This is a genomic window from Pseudogemmobacter lacusdianii, assembly GCF_030848395.1.
GTDB lineage: Bacteria > Pseudomonadota > Alphaproteobacteria > Rhodobacterales > Rhodobacteraceae > Pseudogemmobacter > Pseudogemmobacter lacusdianii.
In genome coordinates this window covers 154,895-173,460 of sequence record NZ_JAVDBT010000001.1, presented here as the reverse complement: position 1 = coordinate 173,460, position 18,566 = coordinate 154,895, and the positions used below count along the sequence as shown (strand labels likewise).

Below are 18,566 nucleotides of genomic sequence, written 5' to 3'. Positions count from 1 at the left end.
ACCTTAGCCTATAGCGCCCCCGGAACAAGAGCCTAGCAAAAAAGACGGCCCCCGCCGGAGCTAAGGGGCCGCATAGGGAGAGAAATTTCAGGCAATGGTTTGAAGTCAGGCCACTTTTTCTAGGGCAATCTTCGGCTGGACACCCAAAGCGCGGAGGACCTCACGCGTCATTTCCGGACGATTGAGGGTGTAGAAATGCAAGTCATCGACGCCGCCCTCGATGAGGCGGTCGCAAAGCGCTGTACATTGTGCCAAGGCGTAAAGCTCCTCCCGCCCGTCGGCGATGGCGCGGGTGAAGGCCTCATCGAGCCGTTTGGGAACGGCCGTGCCGCAACGCAAGGCGAATTTGCGCGCGCCCTCCCAAGAAATGATCGGCAGGATGCCGGGGATGATCGGCGCCGTGATGCCGGCTTTGGCGCAAGCGTCGCGAAAGCGGAAGAACGTGTCCGCGTCGAAGAAAAACTGGGTTAACGCGCTGCTGGCACCCGCGTCGATCTTGCGTTTGAGCCATTCGACATCTGAGGCACCAGCCGCTGCATCTGGGTGCGGCTCAGGATAAGCGCCGACACGGATCTTGAATTTGCCGCTCTGGGCCAGCGCCTCCACAAGTTCGACCGAGGAAGCAAAACCCTCTGGATGTGGACTGAACCTCTGGGCGCCTTTCGGCGCATCCCCGCGCAGAGCGACGATCTCCGTCACGCCAGCCTCGGCGTAAGCTGCTGCAATCTCTAGAGTTTCGGCCCGTGTCGCATCAACGCAGGTCAGATGCGCCGCGACGTTCAGCCCGTAATTGCGCTGGATCGTTGCCACCGCATCATGGGTCAACTTGCGTGTCGTTCCGCCCGCGCCATAGGTGACCGAGACGAATTCCGGCTGCATCGGAGACAGAGCCTGAACAGTGTCCCAGAGCCGGAAGGACGCATCCAGCGTCTGCGGCGGGAAGAATTCAAAGCTGATGCGCGGCGATTGGGTCATGACAGTCTCCTTCGACGCGCCTCTTGTCGCACCTTAACGAATGTGAGACCAATTCATAGTTTTCAGCATCATTATGTGGTTGACCTCATGTACATTGAGTTGCGGCACCTGCGGACGATCCGGGCGATCCATCAAGCTGGCGGTTTGGCGCGGGCGGCGGATCTGTTGAACATGACGCAATCAGCGCTGAGCCATCAGGTCGCGGGGCTGGAAGCTCAGGCCGGGATGGAGCTTTTTGTGAGGCGTTCCAAGCCCATGCGGCTTTCAGCGGCCGGTTATCGAATGCTTAAGGCGGCTGAGCGTATCTTGCCGGAAATGGACGCGATGGAGGAAGAATTCCGCGCTTTACGGTCTGGAAAATCCGGAAGGCTGCATATCGCCATCGAGTGCCATGCTTGTTTTGATTGGCTTTTTCCGGTGCTCGACCTGTTCCGGCGGGCTTGGCCGGAGGTGGATGTGGATATTCGGGCGGGGTTTGCTTTTGATGCGTTTCCCGCGCTGCACCGGGAGGAGGTGGATCTGGTGATCGCCTCGGAGGCGGGGCCGATGCCGGGGGTGGGGTTTAATCCTTTGTTTGACTACCATCCGACCTTTGTGGCCGCGTCAAATAACCCACTGGCAGATAAGGACTTTATCACGGCTGAAGACTTTCGCGATCAGGTTTTGATCACCTATCCGGTGGGGCGCGACAAGTTAGATGTGTTCAGTGAAATCTTAACGCCAGCCAAGGTGGAACCAAGGGCGCATCGGACGGCGGAATTGACGGCGGTGATCTTGATGCTGGTGGCCTCGGGGCGCGGGGTGGCGGTGTTGCCGGACTGGGTGATGCGGGAAGTGAAGTGGCATTCTGACTATGTTACCAAGCCCTTAGGGCCTGATCCGGTGACAAAGCGGATGTATGGCGCGACCCGCGAAGAGGATGTTGCCAAACCCTATATCGCGCATTTCTTGCGGTTGGCGCGGACCGAGCCGGTGAAGTTGCAGCGCGATTTGTGAAGGCAAAGGTTAACGCCCCGCCAAAGTCGTTAACCGCCGGGACCAGTGCCAAAAGACGTATGGCTGACGTATGGCAAAGGTATGGGCGACGTATGGTTTCCGGCCTGACATCGGAAAACCCTGCAAAAGCTTAATCTCTTGGCGAATCGCCTAGGCCTCGGCAGGATCACGCCATGATGATGCACAAGGATCAGACCTTCGGCCCTGTCTTTGCCCTGCGTGACGCGCAGGGCGGCGCCTAAGGCACATCCTTCAGGTTCGCTCTGCCAAGATGGCGCTTGTCGCCCCCTTCCCCCTTGTCAGACCGGACCTCTCTCATGAGCTTGATTGCCACCCGCGCGCTTTCGCTGACCCTTGGCCTGCCGCTTTTCGCTGGGCTGAACCTGAACCTTAATGCTGGAGACCGGCTGGGGCTTGTCGCTTGCAATGGGCGCGGCAAGTCGAGCTTGCTGGCGCTGCTGGCGGGCGAGATCGAGCCGAGCGGCGGCGAGATCACCCGCGCGCGTGGCTTAACCTTTGCCCATGTCAGCCAAGACGTGCCGCCCGCGATGCTGGCGCGGAGCTTGGCCGAGGCGGTCGAGGCGGTGGTTCCGGGCGAGGAATGGCGCGCGGGCATCGCGCTTGATGCTTTGGAGGTGCCTTGGGAACTGCGCGACCAACCTTTGGCGGCGCTCTCCGGCGGCTGGCAGCGCACAGCACTTTTGGCGCAAGCGGCAGTGCTGGAGCCGGACCTTTACCTTTTGGACGAGCCGACCAACCATCTGGATCTGGCGCGGATTGGGGTGCTGCAAGGCTGGCTTGCCGGGCTGCCAAAGGCCTGCGGGGTGATCCTGACCAGCCATGATCGAGCCTTTCTGGATGCGGTCTGCACGCGGACTTTGTTTCTGCGGCCCGAGGCGAGCCGGGATTTTGCTTTGCCCTATTCCAAGGCGCGGGCGGCTTTGGAGATCGCCGATGCCTCGGACGCAAGGCAGCATGAGAATGATCTGGCCAAGGCCGATCAGCTGCGCCGCCAAGCGGCAAAACTGAAGAATATCGGGATAAATTCAGGCTCGGACCTTTTGGTGGTGAAGACCAAGCAGCTGACCGAACGGGCGGAGAAGATCGAAAGCGCGGCGCGGGCGGCGCATCGGGACCGCAGCGCGGGGGCGATTAAACTCGATTCCGCTGAGGCGCGGGCGCGGGCCTTGCTGGCCTTGGATTGCGAGGTGCGGGTGCCGGGGGATACGGGGCCTCTGCTCTTCCGCACGGGGCCGAAATGGATTGGGCCGGGCGACCGGGTGGTGCTGTTGGGGGCCAATGGAGCGGGCAAGACGCAACTGGTGAATGCGGTGCTGGCGGCCTGCCAAGGCACGCCGCTGCAAGGTGTGAAGCCTGCGGGCAGCATGGTCTTGGGCCATGCCGGGCAGATGCTGGAGGAGTTGGACCCCAAAGCCTCACCCTTCGCGCTGGTGACGCAATATCTGGCTGACCAATCGGCGCGGAGCCAGTTGGCTTCGGCCGGGATTGGGCCGGATTGGCAGGGTAAGAAACTGGGGCTTTTGTCGGGCGGGCAAAGGGCGCGGCTGATGTTGCTGCTGCTGCGGTTGCGGCGACCGAACTTTTATCTCTTGGACGAGCCGACCAACCATCTGGATATCGAAGGCCAAGAGGCTTTGGAGGCGGAGTTGCAGACCCAAGGGGCGGCGGCGCTATTGGTCAGCCATGACCGCGCTTTCATCCGCGCGGTGGGCACAAGGTTTTGGTGGATCAAGGGCCAAAAGCTGGAAGAGATCGACAGTCCCGAGCCCTTCTTTGCCAGCCAAGCCATGGGCTGAAGCAACGCCGCGACGCGCAGCGCTTTTGGTCAAGCTTGCGCCCTTTCCTTCTGCGCGTTTTGACCTTATAGACCCGTGGTTCCACCACAGCCGCCAGACTTTTGTCCGACCAGCCGGAGACCCGCGATGCAGGGAAGCGCCAACCTCAATCTGATGATCAAGGCCGCCCGTCGTGCCGCCCGCTCGTTGATCAAAGACTTCCGAGAGGTTGAGAACCTTCAGGTCTCGGCCAAAGGTCCGGGAGACTTTGTGACCAAGGCGGACCGCGAAGCCGAGCGGATGATCAAAGAGGATCTGATGGGCGCGCGGCCGACCTATGGCTGGCTGGGCGAAGAGACCGGCGGCCAAGAGGGTCAAGACCCGACCCGTCGCTGGATCGTGGATCCGCTGGATGGCACCACCAACTTCCTGCACGGCATGCCGCATTGGGCGATCTCGATCGCTTTGGAGCATAAGGGCGAGATCGTCTCGGCGGTGGTTTATGACCCGGCCAAGGATGAGATGTTCTGGGCGGAAAAAGGTGCCGGTTGCTGGCTGAACGACAACCGTCGCCTGCGGGTTTCGGCGCGGAAAAACATGCATGAGGCGGTGTTTGCCACCGGCGTGCCGTTCGGGGCGCGCAAAACCTTGCCCGCGACGATGAAGGATTTGGCGGCCTTGATGCCGGTCAGTGCCGGGGTTCGGCGCTGGGGCGCGGCGTCGCTCGATTTGGCCTATGTGGCGGCGGGCCGCTACGAGGGCTATTGGGAGCGCGAGTTGGGCGCTTGGGACATTGCGGCCGGGATTTTGCTGGTGAAAGAGGCCGGCGGCTTGGTCTCGGGCATCCGTGAGGATCAAGATCCGGTGCAGTCGGGCTCGATCATCGCGGGCAATGAGGTGATGTTTGAGAGCTTCCGCAAGGTGATCCGCGGCTAAGCGGCGGTTCCTTATGAAATTTCAAAGCCGTAGCCCTTCGGGGCTGCGGCTTTTTCTTTTGGGTTAGCGGCGCGGCACTTTCGGGATGCGGCTTTGCGCGAGGGCATAGCGCGCCTCGGGATGCGGGGGGGCGCCGTGGGTTTGGCTCCAATAGCTGCGGCCCCCGAGCCGGCGCAGGAGCGGTAGGGTCAGTACCAGACCGGCGACAAAGCCACCGACATGGGCCCAATAGGCGGTGCTGGCGGCCTCGGTCGGGGTGGAGAGGCCGGAGAAGATTTGCAGGCCGAACCAGAAGCCCAAGACCGCCCATGTGGGCAGCGGCTGGATGCGAAAGAAGATGATGAAGAAGAGAAAGACATCAACGCGGGCGCGCGGGAAGAGGAGGAGATAGCCGCCCATGACGCCGGCAACGGCGCCGGATGCACCGACCATTGGCGCCATCGAGCCCCAGTCGACAATGAGTTGCAGGGCGGCGGCGGCGAGGCCTCCGGCCAGATAGAAGGCAAGGAAGCGCAGCCGGCCCATACGCTCTTCAAGGTTGTCGCCGAAGATCCACAAAAAGAGCATATTGCCGATGATATGCATCCAGCCGGCATGCAGGAACATGTGGGTAAAAAGGGTGTGATAGCCCTCGCCGTAAGCGATACGGGCGGGGATCAGGCCCCAATGGGCAAAGATCTCATAGATCTGCCATTCCTCGAGCGTCAGCTGATAGCTGAGGAATATCAATACATTGGCCGCGATCAGCAGCTGGGTGACGAAGGGCTGCATGCCCGAGGGGTTGTGGTCGCGAATGGGGAACATGGGGCAAGAGTTTCGCATGATGAGCTGGGGGGTCAATCCCCTGCCCCAAGGCGGCTGAGCGATGCAAAAAGGCCCGCCTTTGGAGCGGGCCTTTCTTTGGTTTGCGGGGCCTGTAGCTTAGTCTTCCGAGACTTCGGCCAAGAGGCGCGCGTTGCCGCCCGAGGCGGTGGTGTCGATGCAGATGTGACGCTCATGCGTGACATGGGCGCGGTCAGGCATGCCACCGATCAAGGGCAGGATCGGGCCGGTCCGGCTGGCCAAAGCTTGCGCATAGGCGCGGCCTTGGGCCGCTTCGCCCCACCACAAAGCGCCGGAGAAGCCGTTGAGACGCGCCAGTGCCTCGGGTGCGAGGTCAGCGGCTTCGACGGCGTTGCCCCCAAGCCCGCGCACGGCGGCGGCTTGGGCAGCAGCGGCGGCGGCACCCGGCCCCATGCACAGAAGAGGCGCACGGGGGGTGAAGCGCAGCCGGTTCGACTCGCCGGTCGGACCGGGCAGATCGAGGACCGGGCTTTCGACGACCGGGGCCGGAGCGGCAAGCTTCTTCGCCACCTCAGCCTCATTCGCCGCGGCACCGGCTTGGCCTGCAAACGAGGCCTCGATCCGGGTGAAGCGGTGCAGATAGTCCGGGCCGCCCGCTTTCGGTCCGGTGCCAGACATGCCTTCACCACCAAAGGGTTGGCTGCCAACAACCGCGCCGATTTGGTTGCGGTTCACATAGGCGTTGCCGACGTTCAGCTTCTCGGTGACCTCTTGCACGCGGTCATCGATGCGGCTGTGCAGACCGAAGGTCAGCCCGTAGCCGGTGGCGTTGATCCGGTCGACCAAGGCACCGACTTCGCCTGCCTTGAAGGTGGCGACATGCAGAACCGGGCCGAAGACCTCTTTGCCCATCGCCTCGACGCCCGAGACTTTGATCACGGTCGGCGCAAGGAAGGTGCCGCCTGCAGGGACGGTCATCTCTTTCATCACCCGGCCCTCAGCGCGGGCCTTGGCGACGTGTTCGGAGATGGTCTTATGCGCGGCGGCGTCGATCAGCGGGCCAACATCGGTATCGAGCTTCCACGGCTCGGCCAAGGTCAGCTCATCCATCGCACCGAAGAGCATCTCGGTCACCGGGCCTGCGATATCCTCTTGCAAGTAAAGGCAGCGCAGGGCCGAGCAACGCTGGCCGGCGGATTGGAAGGACGAGGCCAGCACGTCGCGGACGGCTTGTTCCGGCAGCGCGGTCGAATCGACGATCATCGCGTTGAGACCACCGGTTTCGGCGATCAGCGGGGCGGTCGGCGAAAGGTTTGCAGCCATCGCGCGGCGGATGCCTTGGGCGGTGGCAGTCGAGCCGGTGAAGCAGACACCATTGACGCGGGCGTCCGAGGTGACAGCGATGCCAACCTCGGTGCCGCCGGGCAGGAGTTGCAGCGCGGTGGCCGGGACGCCGGCTTCATGCAGAAGCTTCACCGCATAGGCAGCGATCAGCGGGGTCTGCGGCGCGGGCTTGGCCAACACGGCATTGCCAGCCGCCAAAGCGGCGACGATTTGGCCCGAGAAGATCGCCAGCGGGAAGTTCCACGGGCTGATGCAGGTGAAGATGCCATGCGGCGGATGGGTCAGAGATTCCGCGCCATTGGCGTAATAGCGCAAGAAATCAACCGCTTCGCGCAGCTCTGCCACCGCATCGCCAAGGGTCTTGCCTGCTTCACGGGCAAGGAGCGCGAAGAAGGCGCCGAAGTTGGCCTCGTAAAGATCGGCGGCGCGACGCAGGATCGCGGCGCGCTCTGCCGGGGCGGCGGTCCAAGCCTGCGCATGGGTGAGAGCGCTGTCGACATCGGCAGCACTTGCAGCCAGCATATGACCGACCAATGCGCCGGTGGCGGGGTTCTTCACTTCCGTGCGCGCGGCACCGGCAACGGGGCCTGCCAGCATCGGTGCGGCTTCGAACAGCGTCTCTTGATGCGGGGCGCGGGCCTCTTCGATCCGGGCCAGATCAACCGGCGAGGTCAGATCAAAGCCTTTGGAGTTTTGACGGCCCGGGAAGATCGCCAGCGGTGCGGCAACGGCGGCGGAGGGGATGTGGACCAGCTCCTCGATCCGGGTCAGCGGGCAAGCGGCAACCTTTTCAGCCGGCACGTCTTCATCAACGATCTGGTTCACGAAGCTGGAGTTCGCGCCGTTTTCCAACAGGCGGCGGACCAGATAGGCCAGAAGATCGCGGTGCGCGCCGACCGGCGCATAGATCCGGCAGCGGGTCTTGTGATCGACATGGACGATGTCATGCAGACGCTCACCCATGCCATGCAGGCGCTGGAATTCGTAATCTTCCGGCGAGACATTGGCGGCGGCAGCCATGTGCAGAATGGCGGCGACAGTATGGGCGTTGTGGCCAGCAAATTGCGGGTAAACGCGATCGGTCATCGCCAAAAGCTTGCGCGCATTGGCGATATAGCTGACGTCGGTGGCCTGTTTGCGGGTGAAAACCGGGAAGCTTTCAAGGCCAAGCACTTGGGCGCGCTTGATTTCGGCATCCCAATAGGCGCCTTTCACCAGACGGATCATGATGCGGCGGTTGAGACGCTCGGCCAAAGCATAAAGCCAGTCGAGGGTGGCGCCGCAACGGCGGCCGTAAGCTTGCACCACGACGCCAAAGCCGTGCCAGTCGCGCAGGGCGGGGTCTTCGAGCACGGCCTCGATGACTTTGAGCGAAAGCTCAAGCCGATCAGCCTCTTCCGCGTCGATGTTGAAGCCAAGGCCGGCGGCTTTGGCAAGGCCAGCCAGCGCGCGGACGCGAGGGACAAGCTCTTCCATAACGCGCTCTTCTTTCGCGACTTCGTAGCGCGGGTGGAGGGCGGAGAGTTTGACCGAAATGCCGGGGTTCGAGCGGATGTCTTGACCTTCGGCCGCATCGGCGATGGCGGTGATGGCTTTGGAATAGCTCAGGTGGTAGCGGCGGGCGTCAGCTTCGGTGCGGGCGGCTTCGCCCAGCATGTCGTAGCTGTAGGTATAGCCTTGTTTTTCCAGCTCGGTGGCGCGTTTCATCGCCTTTTGAATGGTCTCACCCAGCACGAACTGGCGGCCCATTTCCTTCATCGCGCGGGACACGGCGGTGCGGATCACCGGTTCGCCCAAGCGTTTGACGGCGGCGCGGAGGTGGCCGACGACGCCTGGCTCGCGCTCGTCCAGCACTTTGCCGGTGAGCATCAGCGCCCAGGTGGAGGCGTTCACCAAAGAGGAGGCGGATTTGCCAAGGTGGCGGCCCCAGTCGGAGGGCGCGATCTTGTCTTCGATCAGCGCATCCATCGTCTCGGCATCCGGCACGCGCAGAAGCGCTTCGGCAAGGCACATCAGAGCGATGCCTTCATCGGTCGAAAGACCGTATTCGGCGAGGAAAACCTCCATCAAGCCGGGCTTCGTCGCGGCGCGGATGCGGCGGACGAATTCGGCGCCAGCGGCGGTGATCGCGGCGCGCTCGGCGGGGGGCAGGTTCGCCTCTTGCAGAAGGCTGCGCACGAGGGCGTCTTCATCCCGCAGGGATTGGGTTTGGATGATGTCCCACGGGGTTTGGGTGGTCATGGCGCTCTCCTTAAGTGCAAAGCCCAGAATACAGGGGAAACGCCGGGCTGTTTTCCCGCATTTGCTATGCTATGCAGCCGGATTGCCTGATTTTTGGAGAAAGACATGCCAAATAGCCTTCCGGTGTTGGATCGGTTCGATCGGGCGATCTTGAGCATTCTGGCTGCCGAGGGGCGGATACCGGCGGTGGAGCTGGCGCGCCGGATTGGGTTGTCGAAAAGCCCGGTGCAGGCGCGGATGAAGCGGCTGGAGGAAGAAGGTGTGATCGCCGGATATCGGGCGATCCTTGACCCGGTAAAAATGGGCGTGGCGCATGTGGCTTTTGTCGAGGTGCGCCTGTCAGACACCCGCGAGGCGGCTTTGCGGGCCTTCAACAAAGCGGCGATCGCCGTGCCGGAAGTTGAGCAATGTCATATGATTGCAAGCCGGTTCGACTATCTTTTGAAGGTGCGCACCGCCGATATCTCGGATTATCGCCGGGTGCTGGCCGAGCGGATCTCGGCCCTGCCCTATGTCGCCTCGACCTCGACCTATGTGGCGATGGAGGCGGTAAAGGAGGCGCTTTAACAGGCCTGATGCGGCGGCTTTTTGCCATCGGCCTGATGGTCCATGCCACCGCGCGTATCGCGCGATGGGTTATGCGCGGCGGTCAACACGCCCCTGCGCGCAGGCAGGCGCAGCAAGAACCGCGCAGCAGGCGAATCAGCTGGCAGGGCTGCGGCCTGGCGACTGCGGCGGATGGTGAAGAGTTCGCGGTTTGGCATCAGGATGATCTCGCTTTTGGGCCGGCCTCTTAGCGTCGAGCCTTCGGCATTGGCGCAGGTGAGAAACTGCCAAGCCGCCGCCATGTTCCCTGTCGCAGCAAAAGCCCGGATCACAGCCCTGCGAGCCAGCGGGCCGCGCAGGACCGGGAACGAAAAGCGCTTGCAGACGTTGGCCCAGTGAGAATGCACATTTGCAAAGAGGAGTTGGCGATGGCGACCGATCCAAAGACCAATGAGCCCGCAAAAGTTCAGGGCGACAAGCCCAATGCCGCACCGAAGCCGCCCGCCCATGAGCAGCGGCAAGATCAGCCCTTGAAGCAGGTCAATGAGGACTAGGCCCGACACTAAGGCTGACAGCTGGGCGCGGGTCCAACTGCGGTTTATTTTGCCACTGTTCGCCTCGTACCGGGAACCTAAAGGGAGCATTGCTCGTTGGTGCGGGCAAGTAGCCCCCGAAAGAGGACCATGTAATGATTAAGATTTTTGCGTTCGGCGCTGTGCTTTTGTCGCTTGCCGCCTGTGACACGATCGAGGGTGCGGGCCGTGATATGCAAAAGGCCGGTGCAGCCGTCAGCGCTGAAGCGCGTGAGGCTAAGAGCGAGCTCTAAACTCGTTGCGCAAGCTAGAGCAAAGCCCCGCCCCTTCGGCGGGGCTTTGTCAAATCTGGCACTAGGGCCAGTGTTTTGGCACAGCATCTTGGCACAGGGCACAATTTGCTGAGACCAAAAGCGTCAAAATTCTAGGCTGCAAGCCTGCTCCCTCGCCACACCGAGGGCTTCAGGGCTTAAGTTAAACCCTTGGAATAATTCAATAATTTTGCTGGTACCCGCGGCCGGACTTGAACCGGCACGGCCTTGCGGCCAACAGATTTTAAGTCTGGTGTGTCTACCATTTCACCACGCGGGCAGCGGGCGCACCATAGCGAAGCTGCGCGCAGGGGAAAGCCCCAGAACGCGATTCTGAGCGACCAAATCTGCAAAACTTTTGGCGCGGCCTGCGGCGGGCACCGAAACGGGATGCACAAAAACCGAAGCCAGCATTGCGCAATTGGCAAAGCGCGCCGCTCTGCCATGATTGACAAGCCCAAGGGGCGGCTCCTTTATAACGCCAAAGACTTATCGGGGGGGAATTTATGAACAAGGTTTATCCGACCGCCGCCGCCGCGCTGGAGGGGAAGCTGCGCGACGGCATGCTCATCGCGGCCGGGGGCTTTGGCCTTTGCGGCATCCCAGAGCTGTTGATCACTGCGATCCGCGATTCGGGCGTGAAGGGGCTGACGGTCGCCTCGAACAACGCTGGGGTCGACGGGTTCGGGCTGGGCCAGCTTTTGGAGACCCGGCAGGTCAAGAAGATGATCTCCTCCTATGTCGGCGAAAACGCTGAATTTATGCGCCAATATCTGTCGGGCGAGCTGGAGTTGGAATTCAACCCGCAAGGCACCTTGGCCGAGCGGATGCGGGCGGGCGGCGCGGGCATCCCCGGCTTTTACACCGCAACCGGCGTTGGCACGGTGATCGCTGAGGGCAAAGAGCATCACGACTTTGATGGACGGACTTATATCCTTGAGCGCGGTTTGGTTGCCGATCTGGCGATTGTGAAGGCTTGGAAGGCCGACCCCTCGGGCAACCTTGTGTTCCGCAAGACGGCGCGGAACTTCAACGTACCTGCGGCGACCTGCGGCAAGTTCTGCGTGGTTGAGGTGGAAGAGGTGGTGCCGATGGGCAGCCTTGATCCCGATACGATCCACCTGCCCGGCATCTATGTGCATCGCATCGTGCAAGGCACCCATGAAAAACGCATCGAACAGCGCACCGTGCGCAAGCGGGAGGCTGTGTAATGTCGGAAGCAAAAGGCTGGGACCGCAACGGCATTGCCGCACGCGCGGCGCAAGAGCTGCGTGATGGCTGGTATGTGAACCTTGGCATCGGGATTCCGACCTTGGTGGCCAATTACATCCCCGAGGGGGTGAATGTGACGCTGCAGTCGGAGAACGGCATGTTGGGCATGGGCCCCTTCCCCTTTGAGGGCGAGGAAGACCCCGATCTGATCAATGCCGGCAAGCAGACGATCACCGAGCTGCCGCAGACCGCCTATTTCGATTCTGCGCAAAGCTTTGCGATGATCCGGGGCGGCAAGATTGCCATGGCGATCTTGGGCGCGATGGAAGTGGCCGAGAATGGCGATCTGGCCAATTGGATGATCCCGGGCAAGCTCGTCAAAGGCATGGGCGGGGCGATGGATCTGGTGGCCGGCGTCGGCCGCGTGGTGGTGGTGATGGATCACACCTCGAAACATGGCGAGTCGAAGGTGCTGAAGGAATGCACTCTGCCCTTGACCGGTAAGGCCGTGGTCAACCGCATCATCACCAATCTTGGCGTGCTAGACGTGGTGCCGGGCGGGTTGAAACTGGTTGAACTGGCGCCGGGCGTATCGGAAGATGAGTTCCGTACAGCAACGGAGGCCACACTTGTCTGAACATGTGCATAAAGTAACCCGTGAACATGGCGAAACCAAAGGCCGCTTCTTTATCCGCAAGGATGGCGAAGAGGCCGAGCTGACCTATTCCATCACCACCCCCACTTTGATCATCGCCGATCACACCGGCGTGCCAGACAGCTTCCGCGGCACGGGCGCAGGGCTGGCCTTGGCCGAAGCCCTTGTGGCTGCGGCGCGGGCGGATGGGTTCAAGATCATCGCACTTTGCCCCTTCGTGAAGGCGCAAAGTCTGAAGCATCCCGAATGGGCGGATGTCTTCTCTCGTTAAGATGAAGCGCGGGACGCGGGTCTCAGCGCCATCTCCGAGGTAGATTTAATGAAAAAGGCGGCGCCTGCGGGGCCGCCTTAATCATTTCTTTACCATGCGAGCCTTAGTTTGGCCGGGCGGAACAGGCTGGGAAGCCGATGACCGCTTCTGGAAGAGATGGCGCGCCCTGCTGCGGCCCAACCCCGCCGCAGGATGCGTCCATTTCCCCAAGACGAGCGCCTCGTGCTTTTCCGCATCGGGTCTATGCTCTTTCAGAACCAAACGATCCCGGGGGGAACTGGCCTACCAAGCCAGAAGGGGGCAGAGCCCCCTGCCCCTTGGTGCGCACCTTTTGCCTTATGCGCTTAGCCGCCGGCCATTAAGACTTTAAAGACGCAAGGATCGCTCACCAGCATGGGAGGGGTCTGGCACAGGCCTTGCGCCACCTGCCAAGCGGCCAGCACTTTGGGAACGTAATCGCGTGTCTCGGCATAGGGCGGCACGCCTGAATTTTTGCGCACGGCCCCCTCGCCAGCGTTATAGGCGGCCAGCACCAGCACCGGATCGCCGCCGAACTCTCCCATCAGCCAATCAAGATAGGCCACGCCGCCTTTGATGTTTTGCGCAGGATCGGTGGAATCACTCACCCCGAATCGTTTGGCGGTATCGGGCATGAGTTGCATCAGGCCGGTCGCGCCGGCACTGGAGACCGCCTCTTTGCGCCCTGCACTCTCAATGCCCATCACCGCCAGCACCAAAGCCGGCGAGACTTTGGTGCCGATGGTCGCAACCAGAACATCGCGGCCATAGACCTCGGCCAGAGTTTGCATCGATTGCATCCGAGGTGCGGCAACGCTGGCCCCAGCAGGTCCTTGGCTCAGCGCCGCCATCGCGCTGGGGAAACGGTCAGCGCCATCCGAGATACCGGGGGGCACCTTGTCCCAAAACCAAGCATAGTTGGATTTAGGAGCGGGCAGCGCCGGTGCCTCGCCCGGCGCGGGCAGAAGCGTGTCGGACTTCAAGGCGGGATCTTTCCAAGTGGTGGCAGCCAAGCGGCGGGCTTGTTCGGCCGGATCGATCTGCACCGTGATCAGCGCCCCCGCGACTCGGTCAGCGGCTTTGATGCGACGGAAGGTGAAGTCCTCTTGCGCCGCCGAAGGGCCTGCCACCGTAAGGCTAAGCGCCAGAGCGGGCAGAAAAGCGCGGCCCGGGCCGAGTCTTTGACTGTGCCTGCGCGGGCAGGCTTTTGGTCTGCGCATGTCCTGCGGCCTGCTCATTGTTCTTTTGGGAAGACTCGCAGAACTGGGCCTGCGCGCAAAGCGGATTTGGTGCTCAATAAAGGCAATTTTGACAAAATTGGCCCAAAAACCACGCAGATTCGGGGGCTCCCCAACGAGTCCGGAAGAAAATAGTGATTTAAGTTTTGTTTATTTTCAGATACTTACTTGAAAAGTTACTAAAATCTTAGCATTGCCACAAAACGCCTAGATCGCAGCAAACCGTTGCCACGATTGGACGGCTATAAGGGGTCATCCCAAGCGGGAACGGAACGGAACAGAGGCCGAGACGGACCAACGCAACGGATATGATCTTTAGTGAGCACCTTGAAAGGGACACCGAAATGATGAAAGCTTTGAACATCCTGAACCGCTTCAAAAAAGATGAAGATGGCGCTGTGACCGTTGACTGGGTCGTGCTGACCGCTGCCGTTGTTGGCCTGGGCATCGTCGTTATGGCCGCCATCCGTCCGGCCGTTTCGGGCCTGTCGACCAACATCGCTGGCACCATCACCGGCGCAGCAAACTAAGCTGAGCGAAAGACAGTCGCCTTGTGTGACTGCTACGGCCGCGCATCCCAAAAGGGTGACGCGGCCTTTTCTATGCTGGGCGAGACGGTCACGTTCCATCGCTTCACAGACAGGGCCAAATTCCGCGAATTTGATGCAATGATCGAAGCTGCACCCAACTCGTGCCATGTTTGGCGATCAGCCTTGGCCCACCTTTGGGGGTGAGCAGCTGTGACGGCAGCGCGGCCAGGTGGCTCTGAATGGGCTTGACCAAAGGGTGTTGGACATTGCCGCCCCGCAAATGCGGAACGGGAAGCCCCGGTCGATAGAAGCGAAGGCAGAGAATGGCCGCAGCACAACGATGGGCGGGACCGGTCAGGCCCGCTGCGGCTTCGCTCGATGCCATGAAATGCTCTTTTGCGGTGCAAAGTTTCGCCGCAATGGCCCGCCTATAATTCGAATCACAAGGGTGCTTGGTCCGCGCCCAGAACGAGGAAAGCCATGCCGAAGATGATCCAGTCGTTTTGCAGATCTGAAGATGGCGCCGTCACGATCGATTGGGTGATGATTACCGCACTGATCGTCGGTTTGCAGATCGCGGTATTGCTGACTCCGATGCGCGAAGCGCTGCTTGGGGTGTCGGGCACCATTGCCGATACCGTGACCAGCGCCGGCAGCGCGCTGCAATAACGCGAAGCGCAGGCGCCCTTCACTGTGGCGACTGTGGTGGAATCTGCACGATTGTAGCATAAGAGTGGTGCAAGCCGAACTTGCACAAAGATCTTGCGAAGGGCCGCAGCCTGCCTGCGCGCGCCAAAAGAATGACAGCAGGCGGCCAGGCCGCCTCATGGTGGGATAGGGGAAACGGATATGCGAGCAGTCTTCGCATTGGTCCTGGTGTTCGGCGTGGCGCTTGCGGGCCTCGCCGTTTACATGGCGCAAAACTACGTTGGACAGTCACAGGCCGCAGTGGCCCGTGCGCAAGAGTTCCAGCAACGCACCGGTCCGCTGGTTCAGGTCTATGCCGTGAACAAAGCCATGAGCTTCGGTGCTCCGCTGACCAAGGATGATGTCGAAATCGTCTATCTGCAGCAAAGCTTCTTGCCTGCCGGCGCCTATTTGGTGCCGCAAGAAGGCCAGACCATCACCTATACCGCGGCCGAGCCGCCCAAAGGTGATGAGGTGCAGATCGTGACGCCAACCGGACCGCTTTTCCCCGAGAATGAGGATCGTCCGCGCTATATTATGCGCTCGATGGAGCCGCATGAGATTGTGCTGGCGGGCCGTGTGACCGATCCGGGCCAAGTGGCTGGGCTGACGGGCAAGCTGGAAAAGGGCATGCGTGCCTTCCAGATCAAGGTCAGCGCCACGTCCGGTGTGGCCGATTTCGTGATCCCTGAAAGCTACATCGACATCTATTGGACCGGTGCGGGCGGTGAAAATGTCAGCGGCAACGTGACCCGCCTGATCGGCAGCGCCTACCGGGTGATCGCGGTGGACCAAGCCTCGGGCGAGGGTCAATCGATGAACAGCGGTGGCGCCAAGACCGTCACCGTGGCCGCCACGCCCGAACAAGTTGGCCTTTTGGCGCAAGCGCAAGCGACCGGCAGTCTGACCATGTCGCTGGTCGGCAGCCAAGACGATGTGGCCACGGACTTGATCGAAGTGGACAGCAACAAGCTCTTGGGCATCGTCAAAGAAGAGGTTGTCGTCGTGGAAGCCGAGGTCGAAAAGACCTGCACCATCCGCACCCGCAAGGGCGCAGATGTCGTCGAAATCCCGATTCCCTGCACCAATTAAGTCACAGTCGACGGGGCGCGCGACCACATCATCTGGGCTCGCGCCCTTTTAATTTCACCAAGAATTGCGCTCTGTTGCATGTTATCCACATAAAGAATTTGCCGCAAACAGTTGATTCTTGCAAAAAATCGCCGGTTCCTTCAGATTAATCGGCAATGCGGGCGAAAAGACCCGATCCGAGGCGTGGTCGAAAGGGCAGATCACAATGTACATGAAACGTTTTCTAGCAGCTGGCGTCTTGGGCGCGGCTCTGGCCTCTACGGCGATGACGCCGGTGGCGGCCGAAGTGCTTCGGGTGGCCACCGGACAGGCCTCCTCGGCACTGAACGTGCCGATGAACCGCGCCGTGGTGGTGGAGAGCGACGTTCCTTTTGCTGAACTGTCGATTGCCAATCCGGGCATCGCCGATATCTCGACGCTTTCGGATCGCTCGATCTATGTCTTGGGCAAAGCGCCCGGCCGCACCACGCTGACGCTGCTTTCCGCCGATGGAAAACTGATTTCCAACGTCGATGTGCATGTCACGCCAGATATTGCCGAGTTCAAAGAGCGGTTGCAGCAGATCCTGCCCGGCGAGAAGATCGAAGTGCGGACCGCCAATGACGGCATCGTGCTGTCGGGCACAGTATCCTCGACGGCGAAACTGGACCGCGCGCTCGATTTGGCGCACCGCTATGCGCCGGATCGGGTGTCGAACCTGATGGTGGTCGGCGGCACGCAGCAGGTGATGCTGAAGGTGCGCTTTGCCGAGATGCAACGCTCGGTCTCGAAGAACCTCTCTTCGTCACTGGCGATCAACTCCAACAGCAGCACAGTGGGCGGCGCGGTTGAGACCGGCACCTGGCTTCAGGGGTCGAATGCTCTGGGCACCTCTCCGGTGACGACGCGCGGCAGCGCCAATAGCGCGATGCTCTTGGGCTTTTCTGCCGGCGCGTTTGAATTCGGCGTGCTCTTGGAAGCCTTGGAATCCAAAGGCATGGTCCGCACTCTGGCCGAGCCGAACTTGACGGCGCTTTCGGGCCAAGAGGCGAAATTCCTTGCGGGCGGCGAATATCCGATCCCGGTTGCCTCGGGCGATGACTCGATTGCGATTGAGTATAAGCCCTTTGGTGTTGAGTTGAACTTCACCCCGGTCGTGGTGGATAGCGACATCATCAACCTGACGATCAACGCCGCCGTCAGCTCGATCGACAGCACGATCACGCTGGAATCGTCTGGCTTCTCGATCAATGCCTTCAAGCGGCGCGAGACCTCGACCACGGTTGAGATGCGCGACGGCGAAAGCTTTGCCATCGCGGGGCTTTTGCAAGATGACTTCCGCGATCTGAACGGCCAGGTGCCGTGGCTGGGCGATATTCCGATCATCGGCGCGCTCTTCCGCAGCGCGGAATATCAGCGCGCGCAGACCGAACTTGTGATCATCGTCACGCCGCATCTGGTGACGCCGGTCCAAGGCCAAGCGCTTGCCCTGCCGACCGACCGCGTCCGCATCCCGACCGAGCGCGAGCTTTTCTTGTTCGGCGATGTCTCAAAAACCCCGAAAGGGGCGGCGGGCGAAGTGGCGCGGCAGGACTTCTCGTCCTCCTACGGCTATGTGATGGAGTAAGCCATGACCCGGATGTTTCAGGCTATTCTGTCCTCGGGCGCGCTTTTGACGCTGGCAGCTTGCGGCGAATCGACGACCAGCTTTGACCGTGAACTGGGTGCTGGCGTCGATGGAGGCCAATTCGGCAATGCCACGATGCACAACACTTTGCTGCAATCGGGCGAGATGGAATATACCGTCGCCCTGGCGCAGCGTTTCTCGAATGAAGTGCCCGACACGGTGACCTTCGCCTTCAACCGCGCCGAGCTGACGGCCGAGACGATGGCGATCTTGGACAAACAGGCGAATTTCATCCGCCAGTTCCCCGAAGTGCGCTTTAAGGTCTTTGGCCATACCGATCTGGTGGGCAGCCAAGGCTACAACTACAATCTGGGTATGCGCCGCGCCAATGCGGTCGTGAACTACCTTGTGGGCAAGGGCATCTCGCGCTCGCGGCTTGAAGCCGTGGTCAGCTACGGCAAGACCCGGCCGATCATCCAAACCAACCAGCCCGAGCAGCGCAACCGCCGCACGGTGACGGAGGTTTCGGGCTTTGTGTCGAACCATCCGATGGTGTTGAACGGCAAATATGCGGCTGTGATCTGGAAAACCTATACCACCAGCCTGGCCGAGCGTCCGCATCCTGAAAATGTCGTGATCGAGACGCAGACCAATCCGTCGACGAATTAAGCCGGCCCGAAAGGGACGGCGCACAGATTCGCTATATAAACAAGGTTAACGATGGGCCGGGACGCCAAAGCGCCCGGCCCATTCCATTATCAAAAGACGCAGCAGTGACCCGCAAATACCAAGGATT

The 18,566-nt window shown here is 61.2% G+C and carries 19 protein-coding genes and 1 tRNA gene; 14 read left to right on the top strand and 6 right to left on the bottom strand.

Annotation, left to right across the window (positions count from 1 at the left end; genetic code table 11):
* Positions 1 to 105: 105 nt before the first annotated feature.
* Positions 106 to 975 (bottom strand): methylenetetrahydrofolate reductase [NAD(P)H], encoded by an 870-nt coding sequence (metF, locus tag Q9295_RS00850; protein WP_306678441.1) that lies wholly within the window; start codon positions 973 to 975, stop codon positions 106 to 108.
* A gap of 87 nt (positions 976 to 1,062) precedes the next feature.
* Between metF and Q9295_RS00845 the strand changes: the two genes are divergently transcribed.
* The 3 genes from Q9295_RS00845 to Q9295_RS00835 all read left to right on the top strand — a co-directional run bounded on the left by Q9295_RS00845 (position 1,063) and on the right by Q9295_RS00835 (position 4,703).
* Positions 1,063 to 1,971, top strand: coding sequence for a LysR family transcriptional regulator (locus Q9295_RS00845; RefSeq protein ID WP_306678768.1), 909 nt, complete (start codon positions 1,063 to 1,065; stop codon positions 1,969 to 1,971).
* Positions 1,972 to 2,288: 317 nt separating this feature from the next.
* Positions 2,289 to 3,788 (top strand): ATP-binding cassette domain-containing protein, encoded by a 1,500-nt coding sequence (locus tag Q9295_RS00840; RefSeq protein WP_306678439.1) that lies wholly within the window; start codon positions 2,289 to 2,291, stop codon positions 3,786 to 3,788.
* A gap of 126 nt (positions 3,789 to 3,914) precedes the next feature.
* Positions 3,915 to 4,703 carry an inositol monophosphatase family protein gene (locus tag Q9295_RS00835; RefSeq protein WP_306678437.1) on the top strand — a complete coding sequence of 263 codons (789 nt, stop codon included), beginning with the start codon at positions 3,915 to 3,917 and terminating at the stop codon, positions 4,701 to 4,703.
* A gap of 63 nt (positions 4,704 to 4,766) precedes the next feature.
* On the opposite strand, the gene Q9295_RS00830 is transcribed toward Q9295_RS00835, so the two are convergent.
* Complete coding sequence (locus tag Q9295_RS00830; protein ID WP_306678435.1) at positions 4,767 to 5,507, bottom strand: rhomboid family intramembrane serine protease; 741 nt, start codon at positions 5,505 to 5,507, stop codon at positions 4,767 to 4,769.
* A gap of 117 nt (positions 5,508 to 5,624) precedes the next feature.
* The gene (putA, locus tag Q9295_RS00825; protein WP_306678433.1) at positions 5,625 to 9,071 is read right to left on the bottom strand and encodes a bifunctional proline dehydrogenase/L-glutamate gamma-semialdehyde dehydrogenase PutA; all 3,447 of its coding nucleotides are present in this window, start codon (positions 9,069 to 9,071) and stop codon (positions 5,625 to 5,627) included.
* Positions 9,072 to 9,176: 105 nt separating this feature from the next.
* Here putA and Q9295_RS00820 point away from each other — a divergent pair, with 105 nt between their 5' ends.
* Positions 9,177 to 9,638, top strand: a complete 462-nt coding sequence (locus Q9295_RS00820; protein ID WP_306678431.1) for an Lrp/AsnC family transcriptional regulator — start codon at positions 9,177 to 9,179, stop codon at positions 9,636 to 9,638.
* Here Q9295_RS00820 and Q9295_RS00815 read toward each other — a convergent pair.
* Entirely contained in the window at positions 9,635 to 9,949 is a 315-nt protein-coding gene (locus tag Q9295_RS00815) for a hypothetical protein (protein ID WP_306678429.1), read from the bottom strand. The two genes, Q9295_RS00820 and Q9295_RS00815, sit on opposite strands and share 4 nt — an antisense overlap.
* 96 nt (positions 9,950 to 10,045) lie before the next feature.
* Here Q9295_RS00815 and Q9295_RS00810 point away from each other — a divergent pair, with 96 nt between their 5' ends.
* Together Q9295_RS00810 and Q9295_RS00805 are read left to right on the top strand one after the other, a co-directional pair.
* Positions 10,046 to 10,171, top strand: coding sequence for a hypothetical protein (locus tag Q9295_RS00810; RefSeq protein WP_306678428.1), 126 nt, complete (start codon positions 10,046 to 10,048; stop codon positions 10,169 to 10,171).
* 134 nt (positions 10,172 to 10,305) lie between these two features.
* Positions 10,306 to 10,443, top strand: coding sequence for an entericidin A/B family lipoprotein (locus tag Q9295_RS00805; protein WP_306678427.1), 138 nt, complete (start codon positions 10,306 to 10,308; stop codon positions 10,441 to 10,443).
* 212 nt (positions 10,444 to 10,655) lie between these two features.
* Here Q9295_RS00805 and Q9295_RS00800 read toward each other — a convergent pair.
* Positions 10,656 to 10,741, bottom strand: a tRNA-Leu gene (locus tag Q9295_RS00800).
* 226 nt (positions 10,742 to 10,967) lie between these two features.
* Here Q9295_RS00800 and Q9295_RS00795 point away from each other — a divergent pair.
* Genes Q9295_RS00795 through Q9295_RS00785 form a run of 3 tightly spaced genes read left to right on the top strand, consistent with a single transcriptional unit; the run spans position 10,968 to position 12,599 of the window.
* Positions 10,968 to 11,672: a CoA transferase subunit A gene (locus tag Q9295_RS00795; RefSeq protein ID WP_306678425.1), complete on the top strand. Its 705-nt coding sequence runs from the start codon at positions 10,968 to 10,970 to the stop codon at positions 11,670 to 11,672.
* The gene (locus tag Q9295_RS00790) at positions 11,672 to 12,310 is read left to right on the top strand and encodes a CoA transferase subunit B (protein WP_306678424.1); all 639 of its coding nucleotides are present in this window, start codon (positions 11,672 to 11,674) and stop codon (positions 12,308 to 12,310) included. Before Q9295_RS00795 ends, Q9295_RS00790 begins: the two co-directional genes overlap by 1 nt.
* Entirely contained in the window at positions 12,303 to 12,599 is a 297-nt protein-coding gene (locus Q9295_RS00785) for a GNAT family N-acetyltransferase (protein WP_306678423.1), read from the top strand. The genes Q9295_RS00790 and Q9295_RS00785 overlap by 8 nt, the downstream gene beginning before the upstream one ends.
* 344 nt (positions 12,600 to 12,943) lie before the next feature.
* On the opposite strand, the gene Q9295_RS00780 is transcribed toward Q9295_RS00785, so the two are convergent.
* On the bottom strand, positions 12,944 to 13,837 hold the full coding sequence (locus tag Q9295_RS00780) for a lytic transglycosylase domain-containing protein (protein ID WP_306678422.1): 894 nt from the start codon (positions 13,835 to 13,837) through the stop codon (positions 12,944 to 12,946).
* 365 nt (positions 13,838 to 14,202) lie between these two features.
* Here Q9295_RS00780 and Q9295_RS00775 point away from each other — a divergent pair, with 365 nt between their 5' ends.
* From Q9295_RS00775 to Q9295_RS00755, 5 genes are all read left to right on the top strand, one after another.
* Positions 14,203 to 14,385: a Flp family type IVb pilin gene (locus Q9295_RS00775; protein ID WP_373457405.1), complete on the top strand. Its 183-nt coding sequence runs from the start codon at positions 14,203 to 14,205 to the stop codon at positions 14,383 to 14,385.
* A gap of 480 nt (positions 14,386 to 14,865) precedes the next feature.
* Complete coding sequence (locus Q9295_RS00770) at positions 14,866 to 15,054, top strand: Flp family type IVb pilin (protein ID WP_306678420.1); 189 nt, start codon at positions 14,866 to 14,868, stop codon at positions 15,052 to 15,054.
* 180 nt (positions 15,055 to 15,234) lie between these two features.
* The gene (gene cpaB / locus Q9295_RS00765) at positions 15,235 to 16,164 is read left to right on the top strand and encodes a Flp pilus assembly protein CpaB (protein ID WP_306678418.1); all 930 of its coding nucleotides are present in this window, start codon (positions 15,235 to 15,237) and stop codon (positions 16,162 to 16,164) included.
* Positions 16,165 to 16,369: 205 nt separating this feature from the next.
* The gene (locus Q9295_RS00760; protein ID WP_306678416.1) at positions 16,370 to 17,770 is read left to right on the top strand and encodes a type II and III secretion system protein family protein; all 1,401 of its coding nucleotides are present in this window, start codon (positions 16,370 to 16,372) and stop codon (positions 17,768 to 17,770) included.
* Between the two features lie 3 nt (positions 17,771 to 17,773).
* On the top strand, positions 17,774 to 18,439 hold the full coding sequence (locus tag Q9295_RS00755; RefSeq protein WP_306678414.1) for an OmpA family protein: 666 nt from the start codon (positions 17,774 to 17,776) through the stop codon (positions 18,437 to 18,439).
* Positions 18,440 to 18,566: the final 127 nt, after the last annotated feature.

Coding starts and splice junctions, on each gene's coding strand:
- Q9295_RS00760 (WP_306678416.1), top strand. CDS start 16,370: ATGTACATGAAACGTTTTCTAGCAGCTGGCGTCTTGGGCGCGGCTCTG.
- Q9295_RS00835 (WP_306678437.1), top strand. CDS start 3,915: ATGCAGGGAAGCGCCAACCTCAATCTGATGATCAAGGCCGCCCGTCGT.
- Q9295_RS00755 (WP_306678414.1), top strand. CDS start 17,774: ATGACCCGGATGTTTCAGGCTATTCTGTCCTCGGGCGCGCTTTTGACG.
- Q9295_RS00830 (WP_306678435.1), bottom strand. CDS start 5,507: ATGTTCCCCATTCGCGACCACAACCCCTCGGGCATGCAGCCCTTCGTC.
- metF (WP_306678441.1), bottom strand. CDS start 975: ATGACCCAATCGCCGCGCATCAGCTTTGAATTCTTCCCGCCGCAGACG.
- Q9295_RS00840 (WP_306678439.1), top strand. CDS start 2,289: ATGAGCTTGATTGCCACCCGCGCGCTTTCGCTGACCCTTGGCCTGCCG.
- Q9295_RS00820 (WP_306678431.1), top strand. CDS start 9,177: ATGCCAAATAGCCTTCCGGTGTTGGATCGGTTCGATCGGGCGATCTTG.
- Q9295_RS00810 (WP_306678428.1), top strand. CDS start 10,046: ATGGCGACCGATCCAAAGACCAATGAGCCCGCAAAAGTTCAGGGCGAC.
- cpaB (WP_306678418.1), top strand. CDS start 15,235: ATGCGAGCAGTCTTCGCATTGGTCCTGGTGTTCGGCGTGGCGCTTGCG.
- Q9295_RS00845 (WP_306678768.1), top strand. CDS start 1,063: ATGTACATTGAGTTGCGGCACCTGCGGACGATCCGGGCGATCCATCAA.
- Q9295_RS00805 (WP_306678427.1), top strand. CDS start 10,306: ATGATTAAGATTTTTGCGTTCGGCGCTGTGCTTTTGTCGCTTGCCGCC.
- Q9295_RS00790 (WP_306678424.1), top strand. CDS start 11,672: ATGTCGGAAGCAAAAGGCTGGGACCGCAACGGCATTGCCGCACGCGCG.
- Q9295_RS00780 (WP_306678422.1), bottom strand. CDS start 13,837: ATGCGCAGACCAAAAGCCTGCCCGCGCAGGCACAGTCAAAGACTCGGC.
- Q9295_RS00775 (WP_373457405.1), top strand. CDS start 14,203: ATGAAAGCTTTGAACATCCTGAACCGCTTCAAAAAAGATGAAGATGGC.
- Q9295_RS00795 (WP_306678425.1), top strand. CDS start 10,968: ATGAACAAGGTTTATCCGACCGCCGCCGCCGCGCTGGAGGGGAAGCTG.
- putA (WP_306678433.1), bottom strand. CDS start 9,071: ATGACCACCCAAACCCCGTGGGACATCATCCAAACCCAATCCCTGCGG.
- Q9295_RS00770 (WP_306678420.1), top strand. CDS start 14,866: ATGCCGAAGATGATCCAGTCGTTTTGCAGATCTGAAGATGGCGCCGTC.